Annotated in this window: 17 protein-coding genes; 16 read left to right on the top strand and 1 reads right to left on the bottom strand. The window is 62.7% G+C overall.

Annotated elements, in window-relative coordinates:
* Window positions 1–20: 20 nt before the first annotated feature.
* The 11 genes from J7U39_RS10250 to J7U39_RS10200 all read left to right on the top strand — a co-directional run bounded on the left by J7U39_RS10250 (window position 21) and on the right by J7U39_RS10200 (window position 12,321).
* Entirely contained in the window at window positions 21–3,188 is a 3,168-nt protein-coding gene (locus J7U39_RS10250; RefSeq protein ID WP_210628130.1) for an SPOR domain-containing protein, read from the top strand.
* Between the two features lie 109 nt (window positions 3,189–3,297).
* A complete protein-coding gene (gene nagZ, locus J7U39_RS10245; protein WP_210628129.1) occupies window positions 3,298–4,311 on the top strand; it encodes a beta-N-acetylhexosaminidase in 1,014 nt (337 codons plus the stop codon).
* A gap of 63 nt (window positions 4,312–4,374) precedes the next feature.
* Window positions 4,375–5,187, top strand: coding sequence for a ScpA family protein (locus J7U39_RS10240; protein ID WP_210631639.1), 813 nt, complete (start codon window positions 4,375–4,377; stop codon window positions 5,185–5,187).
* Complete coding sequence (gene scpB / locus J7U39_RS10235; RefSeq protein WP_210628128.1) at window positions 5,184–5,879, top strand: SMC-Scp complex subunit ScpB; 696 nt, start codon at window positions 5,184–5,186, stop codon at window positions 5,877–5,879. The genes J7U39_RS10240 and scpB overlap by 4 nt, the downstream gene beginning before the upstream one ends.
* Before the next feature lie 182 nt (window positions 5,880–6,061).
* Window positions 6,062–6,253, top strand: coding sequence for a twin-arginine translocase TatA/TatE family subunit (locus J7U39_RS10230; RefSeq protein ID WP_011425113.1), 192 nt, complete (start codon window positions 6,062–6,064; stop codon window positions 6,251–6,253).
* Window positions 6,254–6,304: 51 nt separating this feature from the next.
* Window positions 6,305–6,919: a Sec-independent protein translocase protein TatB gene (tatB, locus tag J7U39_RS10225; protein WP_210628127.1), complete on the top strand. Its 615-nt coding sequence runs from the start codon at window positions 6,305–6,307 to the stop codon at window positions 6,917–6,919.
* A complete protein-coding gene (tatC, locus tag J7U39_RS10220) occupies window positions 6,916–7,743 on the top strand; it encodes a twin-arginine translocase subunit TatC (RefSeq protein ID WP_210628126.1) in 828 nt (275 codons plus the stop codon). Before tatB ends, tatC begins: the two co-directional genes overlap by 4 nt.
* Window positions 7,744–7,838: 95 nt before the next feature.
* On the top strand, window positions 7,839–9,122 hold the full coding sequence (gene serS, locus J7U39_RS10215; RefSeq protein ID WP_210628125.1) for a serine--tRNA ligase: 1,284 nt from the start codon (window positions 7,839–7,841) through the stop codon (window positions 9,120–9,122).
* A gap of 4 nt (window positions 9,123–9,126) precedes the next feature.
* A complete protein-coding gene (gene surE, locus J7U39_RS10210; protein WP_210628124.1) occupies window positions 9,127–9,900 on the top strand; it encodes a 5'/3'-nucleotidase SurE in 774 nt (257 codons plus the stop codon).
* Window positions 9,897–10,550: a protein-L-isoaspartate(D-aspartate) O-methyltransferase gene (locus tag J7U39_RS10205; protein WP_210628123.1), complete on the top strand. Its 654-nt coding sequence runs from the start codon at window positions 9,897–9,899 to the stop codon at window positions 10,548–10,550. The genes surE and J7U39_RS10205 overlap by 4 nt, the downstream gene beginning before the upstream one ends.
* 184 nt (window positions 10,551–10,734) lie before the next feature.
* Window positions 10,735–12,321, top strand: coding sequence for a peptidoglycan DD-metalloendopeptidase family protein (locus J7U39_RS10200; protein ID WP_210628122.1), 1,587 nt, complete (start codon window positions 10,735–10,737; stop codon window positions 12,319–12,321).
* Between the two features lie 91 nt (window positions 12,322–12,412).
* On the opposite strand, the gene J7U39_RS10195 is transcribed toward J7U39_RS10200, so the two are convergent.
* Entirely contained in the window at window positions 12,413–13,285 is an 873-nt protein-coding gene (locus tag J7U39_RS10195; RefSeq protein WP_210628121.1) for an ATP-binding protein, read from the bottom strand.
* A 205-nt stretch (window positions 13,286–13,490) separates the two neighbouring features.
* Here J7U39_RS10195 and yajC point away from each other — a divergent pair, with 205 nt between their 5' ends.
* The 5 genes from yajC to J7U39_RS10170 all read left to right on the top strand — a co-directional run bounded on the left by yajC (window position 13,491) and on the right by J7U39_RS10170 (window position 18,214).
* Window positions 13,491–13,838 (top strand): preprotein translocase subunit YajC, encoded by a 348-nt coding sequence (yajC, locus tag J7U39_RS10190; protein ID WP_064696006.1) that lies wholly within the window; start codon window positions 13,491–13,493, stop codon window positions 13,836–13,838.
* A 45-nt stretch (window positions 13,839–13,883) separates the two neighbouring features.
* Window positions 13,884–16,424 carry a protein translocase subunit SecDF gene (gene secDF, locus J7U39_RS10185; protein WP_210628120.1) on the top strand — a complete coding sequence of 847 codons (2,541 nt, stop codon included), beginning with the start codon at window positions 13,884–13,886 and terminating at the stop codon, window positions 16,422–16,424.
* 4 nt (window positions 16,425–16,428) lie between these two features.
* A complete protein-coding gene (locus J7U39_RS10180) occupies window positions 16,429–16,815 on the top strand; it encodes an Mth938-like domain-containing protein (protein WP_210628119.1) in 387 nt (128 codons plus the stop codon).
* Window positions 16,816–16,817: 2 nt separating this feature from the next.
* Window positions 16,818–17,675, top strand: coding sequence for a phytoene/squalene synthase family protein (locus J7U39_RS10175; protein ID WP_210628118.1), 858 nt, complete (start codon window positions 16,818–16,820; stop codon window positions 17,673–17,675).
* 71 nt (window positions 17,676–17,746) lie between these two features.
* Entirely contained in the window at window positions 17,747–18,214 is a 468-nt protein-coding gene (locus tag J7U39_RS10170; RefSeq protein ID WP_210628117.1) for a hypothetical protein, read from the top strand.
* Window positions 18,215–18,216 lie beyond the last annotated feature (2 nt).

Here is an 18,216-nt window from a genome sequence, read left to right as displayed (position 1 = left end):
CGTTTGCGAGTGGGATAGGCATGGCTGAGAAACAATTTGCGTATGATACGCGCGGAAAAGACGATCTGTTTGCGGACGACGATCCGTTGGCTGAACTTGCCCGGATTGTCGGTTTCGAGCCGCGTGTTGCAGCGAATACCGTAAGCGACGCCGCCCGGCGCGAACCTGCCTTCGATCTGGAGGATGAGCTCGGGCGAGAATTCGATCGATACGATTCACCACGTCCGCTGGCCGAACTCGATCGGCCGGCCGAGCCGATCTCCGATGGCATCACTTCCGAAGACTATGTCGAGCCCGTTCTCGATGCTTCTCCCGCTGCCGTAAGCGTGGATGTTCCGGAGCCCGTCTCCGTTGGTCCCGTCGCCGCAGAAGAAGCTGCCCGACCTCCGGCAAGAAACTGGGACGTAGCCGCTGCCGACCCGGCGGCCGGTCAGCCGCAGCTGTCCGCAGATCCTGTTTCCGAGGTGTCGGTCCATACCGCTTTCGGCGGCGCCCGCGACCTGATCGAGGAACTCGAACTGTCGATCGGTGCGGCGCCGATCTCTTCGCTGGCGCAGCCCGCCAAAACCCCGCAATGGTCGGCCGCCAGCATCAGGTTGCCGCTCGCCAATTTCCACGCCCCCAAACGTGAGGAGCCGGTGGCAGCGGTTGAGCCGGCCGCCGAAGCAGTTGCTGCGCCTGCGGCTGAACCAGTCGCTGAACCGGTGGCTGAAGCAGTCGTTGCCGATCTTGCCTCGGCGGAGCCGGAGCCCGTGATCGAGCAGCCGGCGCCCGCCGCCGCTGTCGAACCTCTGGAGGAGTTCGAATCCGCGGCGCCGTCGTTCGGCTTTCCCGCTGAGCTCGATCGCCACGATGAGGCAATTGCGTCGCAAGAAACTGCTGGAGCCGAGGAATTCGTTGAAGTCGAGGATGATCTGGAAGAGTTCGGCTCCGATGCTGGTTTCGATCTCGCGGCCGCCATCGAGGGCGAGATCCAGGCCGATGCCGCGCTGACTGAGGTCGGACAGGAAGTTCCGCATATCGCCGGCACCTTCGATGTCGACGACCTGCTGGCCGACGTCTCGCGCTATCCCGTGCCCCGCCCGGTATTGCAGCGCGCTAATCTGGCGCCGGCTTCGCCGGAGCCCGCTCCCGTCGAAGTCGACCCGGTCGCTGCCGCACCGGTTCAGCCCGAGGCGATCGCGCCCCTACCGGTCCTCTCAGCTCCGATCGAAATGGCGCCTGCCTATGCTGGCGAAGCCGCAAGACCTGTCGCGTCTCAACCTGTCTCAACGGCCTATTCACCGGCGCCGCAGCCCGCGCCGGAAGCCGATGATCCCTTCGCGGGCCACGATTTCGAACTGGACCTCGCCGGTATCGAGCTGGAACTTGCCGATCTCGATTTTTCCGAAGCAGCCGAGCCTGCGCCGCAGCCAAAGGCACAGCCGGCGCCCGCCGCGCCGGAGCAGGCAACGCCTGAGTACCCGCAGGCCGCTGTCCCGGCGCAGCCCGCGTCGGCCCTGGTTTCCGAGCAGCCGGTCCCAGCTCCGGCTCCGGTTTTCAACTGGGCACCTGCCGGAGAGGCGTCCGCCGCTGAATCGACCGAAGATCTGCCCTTCGATCCGGCGATGATCTCCGATCCGGAGGATCGTCCCGAGACGGTGGACGATATGCATGTGCCGACGCTGCCGCCGGTCGAGCAGCCCGCTCCGGTCGCGAAAACCGCGGATTTCGATTTCGATCTCGATGCAGAGATCGCGAGCTTTTTCGAGCCGGCCAAACCGCGCGAAACGGCGGCGTCCGCCCGTAATATGGCTGCCGCTGCGGCAACGCCGGTCAAGCCGACCATTGCCGACGGTCTCGACGATTTCGAACGGGCGCTGGAGGAAGATTTCCGCCGCAGCGTGCGCGAGCCGGTCGAGCGCCGGGAAACCTCCGAGGTCCACATCGAGTCGGCAAGCCAGGCCGCTGATTTCAGCCGCGCTCGGTCGATGCGCCGGCTGCTGGCCGGCGCCGTCATGCTGGTGGTCTTCGCTGGCGTCGGTTATGGCGTCTATTCCTCCGTCTGGAACGGCGAAGGGCTCGGCATTGTCGCGTCCGGCGAGCCGCGTGTGATCACGGCCGACAAGGAGCCCATCAAGGTCGTTCCGGAAAATCCCGGTGGCAAGACGGTTCCGAACCAGGATAAGGCCGTCTACGACCGCGTTGCGGGTTCTGCCGAGGAGCCGAAGCAGAAGGCGCTCGTCTCCTCGGACGAGGCCCCGGTCGATGTTGTCCAGCGCACCTTGACGCCGGAGGCATTGCCGGAGGATGACGAGAACGCCGGCGCTGACGATCGGGTCACGCCGACCGCGGTTGGTGAGACGGAGGATCCGCGTCTGTTGCCGAACCACGCCAACGCCGACGACGCTTCCGCCAGCGACGCCGACAAGACGCCATCCGTTTCGCCGCGCAAGGTCCGCACGATGATCGTCAAGCCTGACGGCACGCTGGTCGCCCGCGAGGAGTCCGCGCCGGTCGACCAGCCGGCCGCGCCTGCTCAGCCGATGCCGTCTGGCCAGCCGCCAGTAACGGCGCAGTCCGCCCCGTCTGCGCCATCGGCCCCGATCGCACCGCCGGTGGCCGGAACGGCTGCGAGCTTCCCGGCAAGCGCCGAGATTGCTTCCGTCGATGCGCGTTCTGCAGCACCAGTTCAAACCGCGCCGACGCAGCCGTCGCCTGCCGCAACTGCCGATGAGCAGGCGGCAAATCCCGCACCGGTCGATGCGCCGGTACGGCCGGTCAAGACGGCAACGATCGCCGATACGGCCCCGGTTCCGATCGCCCGTCCGGCCGATCAGCCTGTCAACGTCGTTGGCACGGTTACCGATAAGGGCAATGTCCGCACCCCCGCGCAGCAGCCGAAGCCGACGCAGGTCGCCTCGGCAACGCCGGCCGCCGCCCAGCCGCAGCAAGCCGGTTCCGCCGGCGGCTACGGCCTCCAGATCGCTTCGCTGCCGTCGGAAGACGAGGCCAATAAATCTTACGCAAACCTGTCGAAGAAATTCGCCGGCGTGCTTGCTGGCCGCGCCCATGAGATCCGCAGGGCCGATATCGCCGGCAAGGGCACTTTCTACCGTGTCCGCATCCCGGTCGGCTCGAAGGATGAGGCAGCAGCCCTTTGCGAACAGTATCGCGCAGCCGGCGGAAGCTGCCTGATTTCCAAGTAACATCGGGTTATCAAATAGGGAGCGGCGAGCCGGATCGGCCCGCCGCTCTTTTTTGTGCATCGCGCCCGCAGTTACTCGCATTTGGCCCGCCGCCGTCTATGATTCGTCCATGACCGAATCAAAAGCGATGATCCTTGGCTGCAGCGGCCTTGCCCTCACATCCGAAGAAAAAGCCTTTTACCGGGACGAACGGCCCTGGGGCTTCATTCTCTTCGGGCGCAATATCTCCGAAGCAGCGCAGATCACTGATCTCGTCGCCGAACTGCGCGACAGCGTCGGCTGGCATGCGCCGGTGCTGATCGATCAGGAGGGCGGTCGCGTCCAGCGCATCCGTCCGCCGGTTCTGCCGCGTTATCCCGCAGGCCAGGCGCTTGGCGATGTCTATCGCCGCGATCCGGCGCTCGGGCTGCGCGCCGCTTGGCTGATGTCGCGCCTGCATGCCTTCGACCTTTCGAAGCTCGGCATCAATGTCGATTGCCTGCCGGTTCTCGACGTGCCGGTCGAAGGCAGCAGCAACGTCATCGGCGACCGCGCCTATGGCGGCGATCCCGAAACCGTCATCGCCATGGGACGGGTGGCTGGCGAGGGGCTGAAGGCCGGCGGCCTGCTGCCTGTCATGAAACATATGCCCGGCCACGGTCGCAGCTTTGCCGATTCACATCTGGAGCTGCCTGTCGTCACGGTCTCGCGCGATGAGCTGGAGGCCCGTGATTTCCCACCCTTCATCGCGATGAAGGACGAGCTGATGGCAATGACCTGCCATCTCGTCTTCACATCGATCGATCCGGACAATCCAGCGACGACCTCGCGCAAGGTGATCGACGGCGTCATCCGTCAGCATATCGGCTTTGACGGTCTGCTGCTTTCCGACGATAGCTCTATGAATGCGCTTTCCGGCACGATCGGCGAACGGGCGGCGAATATCATTGCAGGCGGATGCGATATCGTGCTGCATTGCAATGGCCATATGGACGAGATGCGGGAGGTCGTGGCAAATGTTCCGCCGCTCGCCGGTCTTTCGCTTGCCCGCGCAAAAGCGGTAGAAGCAGGCTTTGCCGCGCCGGATGGTGCCGATGAGGCGGAATTGAGGGCGGAATTCGAGGCGATGTTTGTGTCGGTGTGATCGTAGGAGAGCAGGGTGGTCAGCACGGTCAAGGGCTCGGAACGTCCGCAGGCGGCAACGCCGATGGACAAGCTGTGGCAGGAGAACGGCGCCGAGCGCGCCAGCCACGAGCCGGCGCTGGTGATCGACGTCGCCGGATTCGAAGGCCCGCTCGACCTGCTGCTCTACCTCGCCCGCAACCAGAAGGTCGACCTGTCGCGAATTTCCGTGTTGGCGCTCGCCGAGCAATATCTGCAGTTCGTCGAAAGCGCCCGGCGCATCCGCATCGAGCTTGCCGCCGACTATCTCGTCATGGCGGCCTGGCTTGCCTATCTCAAATCGCGGCTGCTCATTCCCCAGCAGGTCAAGGATGACGGTCCCTCGGGCGAAGAAATGGCGGCAAGCCTTGCTTTCCGCCTGAAGCGTCTCGAGGCCATGCGTCAGGCGGCGGATGGCCTCGTCAACCGCAACCGCCTCGGCCGCGATATCTTCGCCCGCGGTGCACCCGAGCATATTCCCGACCGGCAGCAATCCGCTTATGCGGCAAGCCTCTACGATCTCCTGACCGCCTATGCGGCGCTGCGTCAGCGCCATGCCGTCACCCAGGTGACGATCGAGAGGCGTAATGTCTGGTCGCTGACCGATGCCCGCGAGCTGCTGACCCAGATAATCGGCGAGGTCGGCGACTGGACGGCGATGGAACATTATCTGCTGCGTTATCTCGCAGGGCCTGAGGAACGCGTCACGGCGATCGCCAGCGCCTTTGCCGCCTCGCTAGAGCTGGTGCGCGAGGGCAAGCTCGAAATCCGCCAGGACGGCGCCTTTCAGCCGATTTTCATGCGTCGCGGTCCCAAGCACGCTACGCTGCAGGTGGTGGAACAGGAGCGGCCGGCTTGATCGATCCCAGGAGCGACGAGGGGGAAGGCCGCGACTTGCGGGCCGAGATCGAGGCCGAGCGCACCGCCGAGGCGCTGGTCTTCGCCTCCTCGCAGCCCGTTTCCGAAGTTTTCCTGGCCGAGCGCCTGCCGAGGGGCGCTGACGTGCGCGCGATCATGCTGCGCCTGAAGGAGCAATATGCGCCACGGGGCGTCAATCTGGTCCAGGTCGAAGGCGCCTGGGCCTTCCGCACCGCCGCCGATCTCTCCTTCGTCATCCGCCGTGACGATAACGAGGTGAAGAAGCTTTCGCGCGCCGCGCTGGAAGTGCTGGCAATCATCGCCTATCACCAGCCGGTGACGCGCGCCGAGATCGAGGATATCCGCGGCGTTCAAACCTCGCGCGGCACGCTCGACGTGCTGATGGAAGCCGGCTGGGTGCGGTTTCGCGGCCGCCGGCGCACACCGGGCCGGCCGGTGACATTGGGTACGACGCGCGATTTCCTCGACCATTTCGGCCTCGAGGAACTGCGCGATCTGCCCGGTCTCGAAGAATTGAAGGGGGCGGGCCTGTTGTCGGGCCGTATCCCGGCGAATTTCAATATTCCGTCGCCGTCGATGAACGACGAATTGACCGAGGACGAAGATCCGATCACCCAGATGGATCTCGAAGAACTCGGGTTGCTCGCCCCCCGTTCTACCTCCGAAGATTGAAGGACTTCCTCTTGCTTTTGCCATGCAAGACGAAAACAATGGTGCTCACGATTTTTCGATGGGTCAGTGGCTTGTCATAAAGGGCGATACCGTGACATTAAGCGCAGTTCAAAGGGCTTAATGTTGGAAACGGTGTCAGAAATCCTTACATCGTGGGAACATCGAAACAGGGAGTTAGAGTGATGGGTTCTCTTAGCATGTGGCACTGGCTGATCGTTCTGGTCATCGTGCTGTTGTTGTTCGGTCGCGGCAAGATTCCGGAACTGATGGGCGATGTTGCCAAGGGCATCAAAAGCTTCAAGAAGGGCATGACGGACGAAGACGCGCCGGAAACGGCAAAGACCGTCGATCACAAGGCCGACGAAACGAAGTAATCAAGTCCGGGAAAAAGCGCAGCCCCCGCGCTTCCCGTCCAGGAGCCTTGCATGTTCGATATTGGCTGGACCGAGCTTTTGGTCATCGCGGTCGTGCTGATCGTCGTTGTCGGTCCGAAGGATTTGCCGCCGATGCTGCGCGCTTTCGGCAAGATGACGCAGCGCGCCCGCAAGGTTGCGGGTGAGTTTCGGGCGCAATTCGACGAAGCGTTGCGCGAAGCCGAGCTTGACGATGTCCGCCAGACGATCAGCGACGCCCAGAAGCTCAACCCGGTTAATAGCCTGCGCGAGGCGATGAACCCGCTTCGCCAGATGGGCAACGAGATCAAGGCCGACTTGCAGAAGACGACTGTGGCTCCGGAAAATAAGACCGAAGTGCCGCCGGCTGCCGTCTCGGCCCCGACGCCGACGATGAGCCTGCCGGAAACGCCGCCCCTGGTGCCGGCGCCTGCGCAGCCCGAGCCCGTCGCAGCAGCGACTGCCCAGGCCGATACGGTTGCCGGCAAGCCGAAGGCCGTGCGCAAGCCACGCGTCAAGGCCGCCGACAAGGTCGATGCCGCCGAAGTCGTTGCCGTACCTGTGGAAAAGCCGAAGCGGGCCGCGGCGGTCAGGAAGCCTGCAACGTCGAAGAAGCCGACGCAGACGAAGAAGAAGGACGAGGCATGAGCGGTGATATCGAAGACAAGCCGCAGCCGCTGATCGAGCACCTGATGGAGCTGCGCACACGGCTGATCTGGTCGATCGGCGCGTTTTTCGTGGCTTTCATCGCATGCTTCTTCTTTGCCAAGCATCTCTTCAACTACCTGGTCATTCCCTACAAGACGGCTGTGGAGTGGGCGCATCTCGACGTCGAGAAGGCCCAGCTGATTTATACGGCGCCCCAGGAGTTCTTCTTTACCCAGGTCAAGGTGGCGATGTTCGGCGGCCTGGTGGTCGCTTTCCCCATCATTGCCGCCCAAGTCTATAAGTTCGTGGCACCCGGCCTCTACAAGAACGAGCGCCAGGCCTTCCTGCCGTTCCTTATCGCGTCGCCGGTCCTGTTCCTGATGGGGGCTGCGCTCGTCTATTTCTTCTTTACGCCGATGGTCATGTGGTTCTTCCTGTCGATGCAGCAGGCGCCGGGTCATGACGAGGTGGCGATCTCGCTGATGCCGAAGGTCTCGGAATATCTGAGCCTCATCATGACGCTGGTCTTCTCCTTCGGCCTCGTCTTCCAACTGCCCGTCATCACGACTCTGCTTGCCCGCGTCGGTCTGCTGACGTCGCAATGGCTCGCCGAAAAGCGCAAGTTCGCCATCGTGCTCGCCTTCGTCGTCGCCGCCGTGCTGACGCCGCCGGATCCGATGTCCCAGATCGGTCTTGCGCTACCAACGATCCTTCTCTACGAGATTTCCATCTATGCGGCGCGACTCGTGGAGCGCCAGCGTGCCCGGCAGGCGCTCGAAAAGGAAAGCGGATCCGCGGACGTTGCCAAGACCGACAGCGTCTGAGGCGATCCGGAAATCCTTTTATGACGCCGTCTCATCCGGTCGAGGCCCGGTCAGGCTTTGGCCGGTCATTTCTGTTGCAACGACCTGGAACGACGATGCTCGATATCAAATGGATCCGTGAGAATCCCGAAGCGCTCGATGCCGCTCTTGCCAAGCGCGGCGCGGAGCCTCTGGCCCAAAGTCTCGTGGCCCTCGATGAAAAGCGCCGCTCCGCCGTGCAAAAGACGCAGGATCTGCTGTCCCGCCGCAACGCCGCATCCAAGGAGATCGGCGCAGCGATGGCCCAGAAGAACGGCGAGCTTGCCGAGAAGCTGAAGGCCGAGGTCGCCGAACTGAAGAACTTGCTGCCGGCGATCGAGGAAGAGGACCGTCAGCTGACGGCCGAACTCAACGACGCTCTCTCGCGCATCCCGAACGTGCCCTTCGACGACGTTCCTGTCGGCAAGGACGAGCACGACAATGTCGTCAGCCGCATCGTTGGCGAAAAGCCGCGTTGGAACCACACGCCGAAGGAGCATTTCGAAATCGGCGAGGCGCTCGGCTATATGGATTTCGACCGTGCTGCCAAGCTCTCCGGTTCGCGCTTCACGGTTCTGACCGGGCCGCTCGCGAGACTTGAACGGGCGCTCGGCCAGTTCATGATCGACCTTCACACCAGCGAGCACGGCTATACCGAAGTCAGCTCGCCGCTGATGGTGCGCGCCGAAGCGGTGTTCGGCACCGGCAGCCTGCCGAAGTTCGAAGAGGATCTGTTCAAGACGACGGACGGTCGCTACCTCATTCCGACGGCTGAGGTGACGCTGACCAATCTGGTGCGCGAGGAAATCCTCGACCAGGAAAAGCTGCCGCTGCGCTTCACCGCCTTGACCCCGTCCTTCCGCTCGGAAGCGGGCTCGGCCGGCCGCGACACGCGCGGCATGCTGCGCCAGCACCAGTTCTGGAAATGCGAGCTCGTTTCGATCACCGATGCCGAGAGCTCCATTGCCGAGCATGAAAGGATGACCGCCTGTGCGGAGGAGGTGCTGAAGCGCCTCGGTCTGCATTTCCGCACGGTGACGCTTTGCACCGGCGACATGGGCTTCGGCTCGCGCAAGACCTACGATCTCGAAGTCTGGCTGCCGGGGCAGAACACTTTCCGCGAGATCTCCTCCTGCTCGGTCTGCGGCGATTTCCAGGCCCGGCGCATGAACGCGCGCTACCGCGGCAAGGACGAGAAGAGCAACAAGTTCGTTCACACGCTGAACGGATCCGGCACTGCCGTCGGCCGCTGCCTGATCGCCGTCCTTGAAAATTATCTGAACGAAGACGGCTCCGTCACGATTCCGGGCGTTTTGCTGCCCTATATGGGCGGAATGACCAAGATCGAACGGGCGGCCTGAGGCGATGCGCATCCTGCTCACGAATGACGATGGCATCCATGCCGAAGGCCTTGCTGCGCTGGAGCGGATCGCCCGCACACTGTCCGACGACGTCTGGATCGTGGCGCCCGAGACCGACCAGAGCGGCCTGGCCCATTCGCTGAGCCTTTCCGAGCCGTTGCGGCTGCGCAAGATTTCCGACAAGCATTTCGCCTTGCGCGGCACGCCGACGGATTGCGTCATCATGGGCATCCGGCAGGTGATGGACATCAAGCCTGATCTCGTTCTCTCCGGCGTCAATTCGGGTTCGAACGTAGCAGACGACGTGACCTATTCCGGCACGATCGCGGGCGCCATCGAAGGCACGATGCAGGGCGTGCGCTCCTTTGCGCTGAGCCAAGCTTACCTTTACGAGAACGGCGCGCGCATCGTGCCTTGGGAGGTCTGCGAAGCGCATGCGCCGGCTCTTCTGGAAAAGCTGATGGTGCTCGACCTGCCGGAGGGCACGTTCCTCAATCTCAACTTCCCGAACTGCCGTCCCGACGAGGTCGATGGCGCCGAGGTCACCATGCAGGGCAAGCTTGCCTTCAACCTGCAGGTCGAGGCTCGCTCCGATGGCCGGGGTTTTCCCTATTACTGGCTGAAGTTCGGCGAACGTGCCGGTGCCTTCATCGAAGGTACCGATATTCACGCCTTGAAGCATAATAAGATTTCGGTAACGCCTTTGAAACTGGATCTGACCGATTATTCCGTGACGGACCGCGTGGCGCGGGCCCTGGGATACGGAGCACAAGTTTGACGGCAAGACTGGCGGAGAAGGAGGGCTTCGCGGCGCTTGTCCTCAGACTGCGCGCCGAAGGCATATCCGATCTCGATCTGCTGACGGCGGTCGAGCAGACGCAGCGCTCGCTATTCGTGCCGCCGCAATTTTCCGACGACGCCTATTCGAGCCGGACGATACCGATCGAATGTGGCTCCTTCCTTGAAGGCATCGATTTTGTCGTCCGCATCCTGCATCACCTGAAGCTCAAACCGGGGCAGCGCGTCCTGGAAGTCGGCACCGGCAGCGGCTTCACCGCCGCTGTCATGGGCCGTCTGGCCGAGCGTGTTCTGTCGATCGACCGCTACAAGACGCTGACGACGGCCGCACAGCGGCGCATGGAATCGCTTGGTTTGCGCAACGTCGTCATCCGCCACGCCGACGGCAGCGCCGGCATGCAGGGAGAGGGCACTTTCGACCGTATCCTGGTCACCGCCGCATTCAATGCCATGCCGCGCTTTTATACCGACCAACTCGTTTCCGGTGGTTCGATGATTGCGCCGCTGATGATTTCGGAGAATGAGTGTCGCATGGTGCGGCTGACGAAAACCGGCAGCCGTTTCGAACGCGAGGAACTGTTCGAAGCGCCCTATCTGCCGATCGTTCCGCGTCTTGCCTCGCTGCTGTAGAGGCGGCGTCCGAAAGCCCGCGCAGTTTTCGGCATCACCTTCCAGACACTGCGATTTTTCACCCGTAAGCTATGGTTATCAACTTCTCAAAAATATCGCACTGATTCCAGCGTCTTAACCACGTGGTAATACTAACGCGTTTTAATAGACTCACAAATGGTTGCGTTCTCAGTGGGTCGAGTCAATGCGTTTCAGTCTTTCGCCGAAGTTCGGTAAGTCGGCCGGTAATCTCCTGGTTGTGGGCCTGCTGGCGAGTACCGCAACGGGCTGCAGTTCCGATGTGACACGGTTCGGCGGCCTGTTTTCCTCCTCAGGGCAGGATCAGATCACCACCAGTTCCATTCCGCGCGGCGGTCAGCAAGGTGATCCGGTGCCGCGCGCCGATCTCGGCGGTTCCGCCGTCGCCACCCAGTCGGGTTACGGTGGCAACAATACGCTGAATCAGCCCTATCCCGCGCGCCAGGGTTACGAGCCGGTGCGCACGTCGAGCGCACGCATGGCTTCCTCGCCGGTGTCGATACAGCGTTCCGAACTCGCTGCTCCGACGGCTGTTGCGCCCTCTCGCCAGCGGGAAAGGGAAGTTGCGCTTGCCCAGCCTTTCCCGGCTTCAACGCAGCCTGAAAAACCGCGGCTCGTAGCGCCGGCTGCCCCGAAGCCGACGCCCGATTCTTTGACGACGGGCACGACGCCGAAGGTTTCCGGCTGGTCCGCGACCAACGCGCCTTCTGTCACGCTGCGTCCGGGTGAGAGCATTGCGACGTTATCGCGGCGCTTTGGCGTTCCGGAAAAGGAAATCCTGCGCGTCAACAATCTGAAAATGGCCTCGGCCGCCAAGCCTGGCCAGGCAATTCTGATCCCGACTTTCAACGGCGGCAATGCCGCCAAGGCGGCCTCGCAAGCGACCGATCTTTCCAAGCCCGGCAATATGCCCGACCCGGCCAAGGCGCCGGAACAGAAGGTCGCTGTCGTCCCCGGCGCCAATTCCGCGCGGGACAAGGCCGTGGCGAGCGCCGATCCCACCGGCAAGGTTCCGGTTGGCGCCGGCAAGGACCCGAAGACGCCGGCCGGCAGCTATGTCGTGAAGCAGGGCGATTCTCTGGCGAAGATCGCGAAGGCCACCGGCACCAACATCGACGATCTCAAGGCCGCCAACAATCTTTCGGCGAATTCGCTGCGCGTCGGACAGGCCCTGAAGCTCCCGAACGGCGGTGCCGACACTGTCAAGACCGCCTCGATCCCGGCTGAGAAGGTCGATTCGAAGCCGGCTGATCCGGCGCCCGCTCAACAGACCGCGTCCGTTCAGCCTGCGCCCTACAAGGCGCCGGTCGCCACGCAGACCGTTGACGATGTCGAGAAGAAGTCCGACGTCAGCTCCGACGCGCCGGAATCGACCGGCATCGGCAAGTATCGCTGGCCGGTCCGCGGCCAGGTGATTGCCGCCTATGGCGCCAACGTCAACGGCAACCGCAATGACGGCATCGATATCTCGGTGCCGCAGGGCACGCCGATCAAGGCCGCGGAAAACGGCGTCGTCATTTACGCAGGCAACGGCCTGAAGGAGCTCGGCAACACGGTTCTCGTCCGTCACGACGACGGCACCGTCACCGTCTACGGCAACGCCGACACGCTGAGTGTCACTCGCGGTCAGAAGATTCAGCGCGGTCAGACCGTCGCCGTCTCCGGCATGAGCGGCGATGTCAAGCAGCCGCAGGTCCATTTCGAGGTGCGCAAGGACGCCTCACCGGTCAACCCGATGACTTTCCTGGAATAGGTATAGCGTACCAGGAGCGCAAAAGCCCGGCCACCAGCCGGGCTTTTGTCATTTTAAGATCTCGTCGCGTCGATTCCGTTTCGAGAGGCGCCTACGTCCGGTCGATATGAACGCGTGTGCGTCCGGCCAGATCCTGGATATATTGCCAAGCGACGCGGCCGGAGCGCGCGCCGCGCGTCGTTGCCCATTCCAGCGCCTCGGCATGCATTTTGTCACGGTCGAGTCCGAGCTTGAAGTGATCGGCATAGCCGTCGATCATGCCGAGATAGTCTTCCTGGCTGCATTTGTGAAAGCCGAGCCAAAGACCGAAGCGGTCGGACAGCGAGACCTTTTCCTCGACAGCCTCCGATGGATTGATCGCCGTCGACTGCTCGTTTTCCATCATGTGACGCGGCAGAAGATGGCGCCGATTTGACGTGGCGTAGAAGAGCACATTGTCGGGTCGCCCTTCGACGCCGCCATCGAGTGCCGCCTTCAGCGACTTGTAGGCGGTGTCGTCGTGATCGAAGGAAAGGTCGTCGCAGAAGACGATCACACGGTACGGCGTGTCTTTCAGGAGGTCGAGCAGGTTGGGCAGGCTGGCAATATCCTCCCGATGCACTTCAACCAGCTTCAGCGGCGCGCCGCTTTCCCGCCGGACATCCTCATGCACGGCCTTAACAAGCGAGGATTTGCCCATGCCGCGCGCGCCCCAGAGGAGCACGTTGTTGGCGGCATAACCCTCGGCAAACCGCACCGTATTCTCATGCAGGATATCGCGCACATGGTCGACGCCGCGGATGAGCTTCAGCGCCACCCGGTTCGGCTTCTTCACCGGCTGCAGATACTGACGCAACGGTGCCCAGACGAAACAGTCGGCCGCATTCCAATCGTTGGCGGCAGGTGCCGGCCCGGCCAGACGCTGCACGGCGTCAGCGAGCCTTTTTAGTTCGGCAAGCAGGGCGGTGTTGATTTCCTCGGTCATCATGGGCCTCCTGATTTCTCGCTGCGCCAAGCCGCTTTGATCTTTCGATGCCGCCTACCATGGCGTTTTGCCGGCGGAAAGGTTATGAGGCAGCGAAATCGGTACTGTTCCCGGCTGTTTCTGTTGCATTCATCCAAGCGGCAACTATAGTCCGGCAACCTGAAAAGCAGGCGGAGTTCCGCCACAGAAGCCTGAGGAGTTTAGCATGTTCATCACCCCGGCATTCGCCCAGACTGCGACCGATACCGCAACAGGATTCGGCGGTTCCGGTTTCGAAATGATCATCCTGTTCGTGCCGCTGATGGTCGTCTGGTATTTCCTGCTGATCCGGCCGCAGCGCGCGCAGGCCAAGAAGCGTGAGGAAACTCTCAAGGCGATCCGCCGTGGCGATCAGATCGTGACCGGCGGCGGTCTTGTCGGCAAGGTGACGAAGGTCGTCGATGATAAGGAAGTCGAGGTCGAGATTGCCGAAGGTGTTCGCGTGCGCATCGTCCGCAGCGGCATTTCGGACGTTCGCGTCAAGGGTGAGCCCGTCAAGGCCGACGCGGCGTAACAAGCGATAACGGCGGAACCGCCGGATCGGAAGATCGTCGAGAGAATGTTGCATTTTTCCCGCTTGAAAACACTTCTGATTTGGCTGGTTGCGTTTGCGGCCGTCGTCGTTGCTGCGCCCAATCTCCTGAGCGAGGCGCAGCGCTCGTCTCTGCCGACATGGTGGCAAAACGACCGCGTGACACTCGGTCTCGACCTGCAGGGCGGTTCCCATATCGTTCTGAAGGTCGAGCGTTCCGATATCGTCAAAGACCGCTTGGAAGAGACCGTCGCGAATGTGCGCAAGGCGCTGCGAGGTGCCGGCATCCGCTATACCGGCCTGACCGGCAACGGCCAGACAGTCACTGTCCGGATTACCGATCCGGCTGAGGCGAAAAAGGCAGTCGATCTCCTGAAGCCTCTGACGAACGGTGACGAACATTCAGGGCCTGGCCTTGCGCTTCGACAGGGCGAGGAAGGGCAGCTCTCACTGCAGATATCCGATGCCGGCATCACCGCCGACATCGCCTCGGCCCGCAGCCGGTCGCTCGACATCGTTGGCCGCCGCATCGCCGGCTTCGGCTATGAAGACTTTCAGGTTCGCCCCGATGGCGACGACCGGATCGTCGTGCAGGTGCTGGGATCCGTCGATGCGGAGCGGCTGAAGAATATTCTGAACCAGCCGGCAAAGCTTTCCTTTCATCTGCTCGACGAAAGCATGTCGGGACAGGAGGCGCTGAACGGCCGCTGGCCGGCCAGCTCGGAGGTGCTCTATTCGCTCGACGATCCGCCTGTTCCGTATCTCGTCGACCGCACGGCATTCGTCACCGGCAGCAACATGATCGATATCGAGCCTGTCGTCGATCCGCAGACGCAGGATACCTCGATTGACTATCGCCTCGATGCGGAGGGTACTCAGCGGCTGGCGCAGGCGACAGCGCAAAATATCGGCAGGCACCTTGCCATCGTCTTTGACGATCAGGTGATGTCTGCGCCGGTCATCGATGCGGCGATCATCGGCGGCGAGGGCCGGATTTCGGCGAATTTCTCCGAGGATGGCGTTCGCGACCTTGCGGTGATGCTGCGCGCCGGCGCCATGCCGGCGACGCTGACGAGCGTCGAGGAGCGCAGCGTCAGCCCGAGCTTCGGCGCCGACTCCATCTTCTCCGGCCTGGTTGCCGGTCTCGTCGCCGTCGTGCTGGTCGCAGCGCTGATGATCGCGCTCTACCGTATTCTCGGCGCCATCGCCGTCGTCTCGCTCTTCCTCAATCTGATCTTCATCGTCGCTGCGCTCAGCCTTGCCGGCGCCACGCTGACTTTGCCCGGTATTGCCGGCATCGTGCTTATCGTCGGCATGGCGGTCGATTCCAACGTGCTGATCTATGAGCGCATCCGCGAAGAGGAAAGAGCCAGTTCCTCCTTTGCGCAGGCCGTCGGCCGCGGCTTCTCGCGCGCCTTCGCAACGATCGTCGACGCGAATGTCACGATCTTCATCGCCGCCATCATTCTCCTGTTTCTCGGCAGCGAGTCCATTCGCGGGTTCGCGGTGACGCTGGCGGTCGGCATTCTGACGACTGTCATCACGGCTTTCACGCTGACGCACTCGATCGTCGCCGCCTGGCTGAAAGCGCGCCATCCCAGGCATCTGCCGAAGAGCGTTCTCGCGCATCTTTTCGAGCACGCCAATGTGCGTTTCATGGGAATCCGCCGTTATGTCTTCACGGCGTCGGCAGTGATCTCGCTGACCGCGATGGCGGCCTTTGCCACCGTTGGCCTGCAGCTCGGCATCGATTTCACCGGCGGCTCGCTCATCGAGGTGACGGCGAAACAGGGCAATGCCGACATCGCTGATCTCAAATCACGCCTCGACGATCTCAATCTTGGCGAGGTCAGCGTCGAGCGTACGGGCGGCCTTTCGAATGCGCGGATCCGCATCGCGTCCCAGGGCGGCGGCGAGAATGCCGAGCAATCGGCGGCGACGCTGGTGCGCGGCGAACTCGAGGCCGATTACGATTTCCGCCGCGTCGAGGTCGTCGGGCCCGCCATCTCGGGCGAATTGACGATGATGGCTACGCTCGGTGTCGCAGCCGCACTCGCGGCGATCCTGATCTATATCTGGATCCGTTTCGAATGGCAGTTCGCCGTCGGCGCCATCATTGCCACACTGCACGACGTCATCATCATGCTCGGTCTCTTCGTGCTGACCGGCATCGAGTTCAACCTGACGAGCATCGCCGCCGTGCTGACCATCGTCGGTTATTCCCTGAACGACACGGTCGTCGTCTATGACCGCATGCGCGAGAATCTTGAACGATACAGGAAGATGCCGCTGCCGATCCTGATCGATGCCTCGATCAACCAGACATTGTCGCGCACCATCCTGACGGCGGCGACGACATTGCTCGCCTTGCTGGCGCTCTATCTGTTCGGCGGCGACGTCATCCGCTCCTTCTCCTTTACGATGCTCTTCGGAGTAGCTCTCGGCACTTTCTCTTCGATCTATATCGCTGCTCCCGTGTTGATCGTCTTCCGGCTGCGGCCGGAGGCTTCCGACGGAGAAGAGAGCAACAAGACAGATGCTGGTCGAAAATCCGGCACGGTGGTTTGAAAACATGGCAAAAGGCATAGAAATCCGCGCGGCGCATTTTCCCGGCCGGGCTCCGATCGACACCTACGGCAATGGCGGTTTCCGTTTTGCCGACATGTCGCATCGCGGCTCGATCCTTTGCCTGCCCTCCGGCATTTACGGCTGGGACATGGACATGTCGAAGCCGCTGTCGCCTGAAAATTTCCGCCGTGTGCTTGATGAGGCTGATGATATCGAGGTTCTGCTCGTCGGCACCGGAACCGAGCTTCGCCGTCTGCCCGACGAATTGAAACAGGCGCTGAAGGCGCGGGGCATTTCTTCCGATCCGATGAACACGGGTGCCGCGGTACGCACCTTCAACATCATGCTGTCGGAGCAGCGCGCCGTCGCGGCGGCGTTGATTGCGGTCTGACGATGGCTGATGCGAAGATAGCGACCAACCAGGACGTCTGCCTGGCGATGCTGCGCGACAATGATCGCGACCGATATCTCGCCTGTCTTCTGTCGCCGGAGGAGAAACGCGGCGCGCTAGCGGCCCTTTACGCGTTCAATGCGGAGCTTGCCCGCATCCGCGACCTTGTGCACGAGCCGCTGCCTGGCGAAGTGCGCATGCAATACTGGCGTGACCTGCTAGAAGGCAGCGCGCATGGCTCGACGGCCGCCAATCCCGTCGCCGCCGCACTTCTGACCGCGATCGAAACCCATCGCCTGCCGCGCAGGACGCTGCTCAATATGATCGACGCCCGCACCTTCGACCTCTACGACGATCCAATGGAGACGCGGGTCTCGCTCGAAGGTTATGCCGGAGAAACGGCCTCCGCGCTGATCCAGCTGGCAAGCCTCGTGCTTTCGCCGGAGGCCGCCCCGCGCTCGGCGGATGCCGCCGGCTATGCCGGCGTCGCACAGGCGATTGCCGGGCTGTTGCTGCTGATGCCGCTGCATCGCCGCCGCGGCCAGATCTATATTCCGCTGCAGATCCTTGCGGCCACCGGCCTCGATCGCGACGCCTTCCTCGCCGGCGAAGACCGGCCGCGCATCTCGGCCGCCATCGAGGCCTTCGCCGGCCTCGGCCTTGAGCATCTGGCAAAGGCGAGAGGGGCAGGGGCGATTGCACCAGCCGTGTTCCCGGCCTTCCTGCCCGCAACGCTGGCCGAACCGGTGCTGCTCAAGGCGCAGAGGCGGGGTGTTCTCCTGTTCGACCGGCCGCTGCAATCGCCGCAATGGCGCCGCCAGCTCAGAATGGCGCTGGCAGCGGGCCGCCGAAAAATCTGATATCGGTCAAATTCGCGCAAGTCTCGCGCACTACAAGGTCCTTACCACTATGCTTTGAACGGAGATTCGGCGTGGGCATTATCGTCTGGTGCGTCCTTTTCGCCATCGTCATCTTCTTTGCTTTCGTGGCCACACGCATGGCCGCGCAAAACAAGGAGGACAGTCTGCACGACACCGGTCTGGCCATCATCGAGTTCGGCCGCGCCTTTCCCAACGAGGCGATCCGCCAGCTGCAGGCGACGGAAAACGGTCAGGCGATCTTCGTGCGCCTGCACGACAACAAGGCCGGCCTCATGCGCAACATGGCACGCCATTTCTCTTGCCATCTGATCGAGCCCGGCCGCGTGCGTGCCGTAAGCACCGAGACGGGCAGGGGGTTGGCGATCGAATTTCTCGATGCGCCCAGCCACAATGGCAGATTCGAGTTTGCTTCGCCGAAGGAGGCTTCCGAAGTTGCGCTCTGGCTGCTCGGCAATTACATCGCCGAGCCGGATAAGGATCTGCCATCCGACAGTATTTCCGCGGCCAACAAGCAGTAGAA

The organism is Rhizobium sp. NLR16a (assembly GCF_017948245.1).
Classification (GTDB): Bacteria; Pseudomonadota; Alphaproteobacteria; order Rhizobiales; family Rhizobiaceae; genus Rhizobium.
The sequence above is the reverse complement of the archived record's forward strand: the minus strand, read 5'-3'. Positions and strand labels throughout refer to the sequence as shown.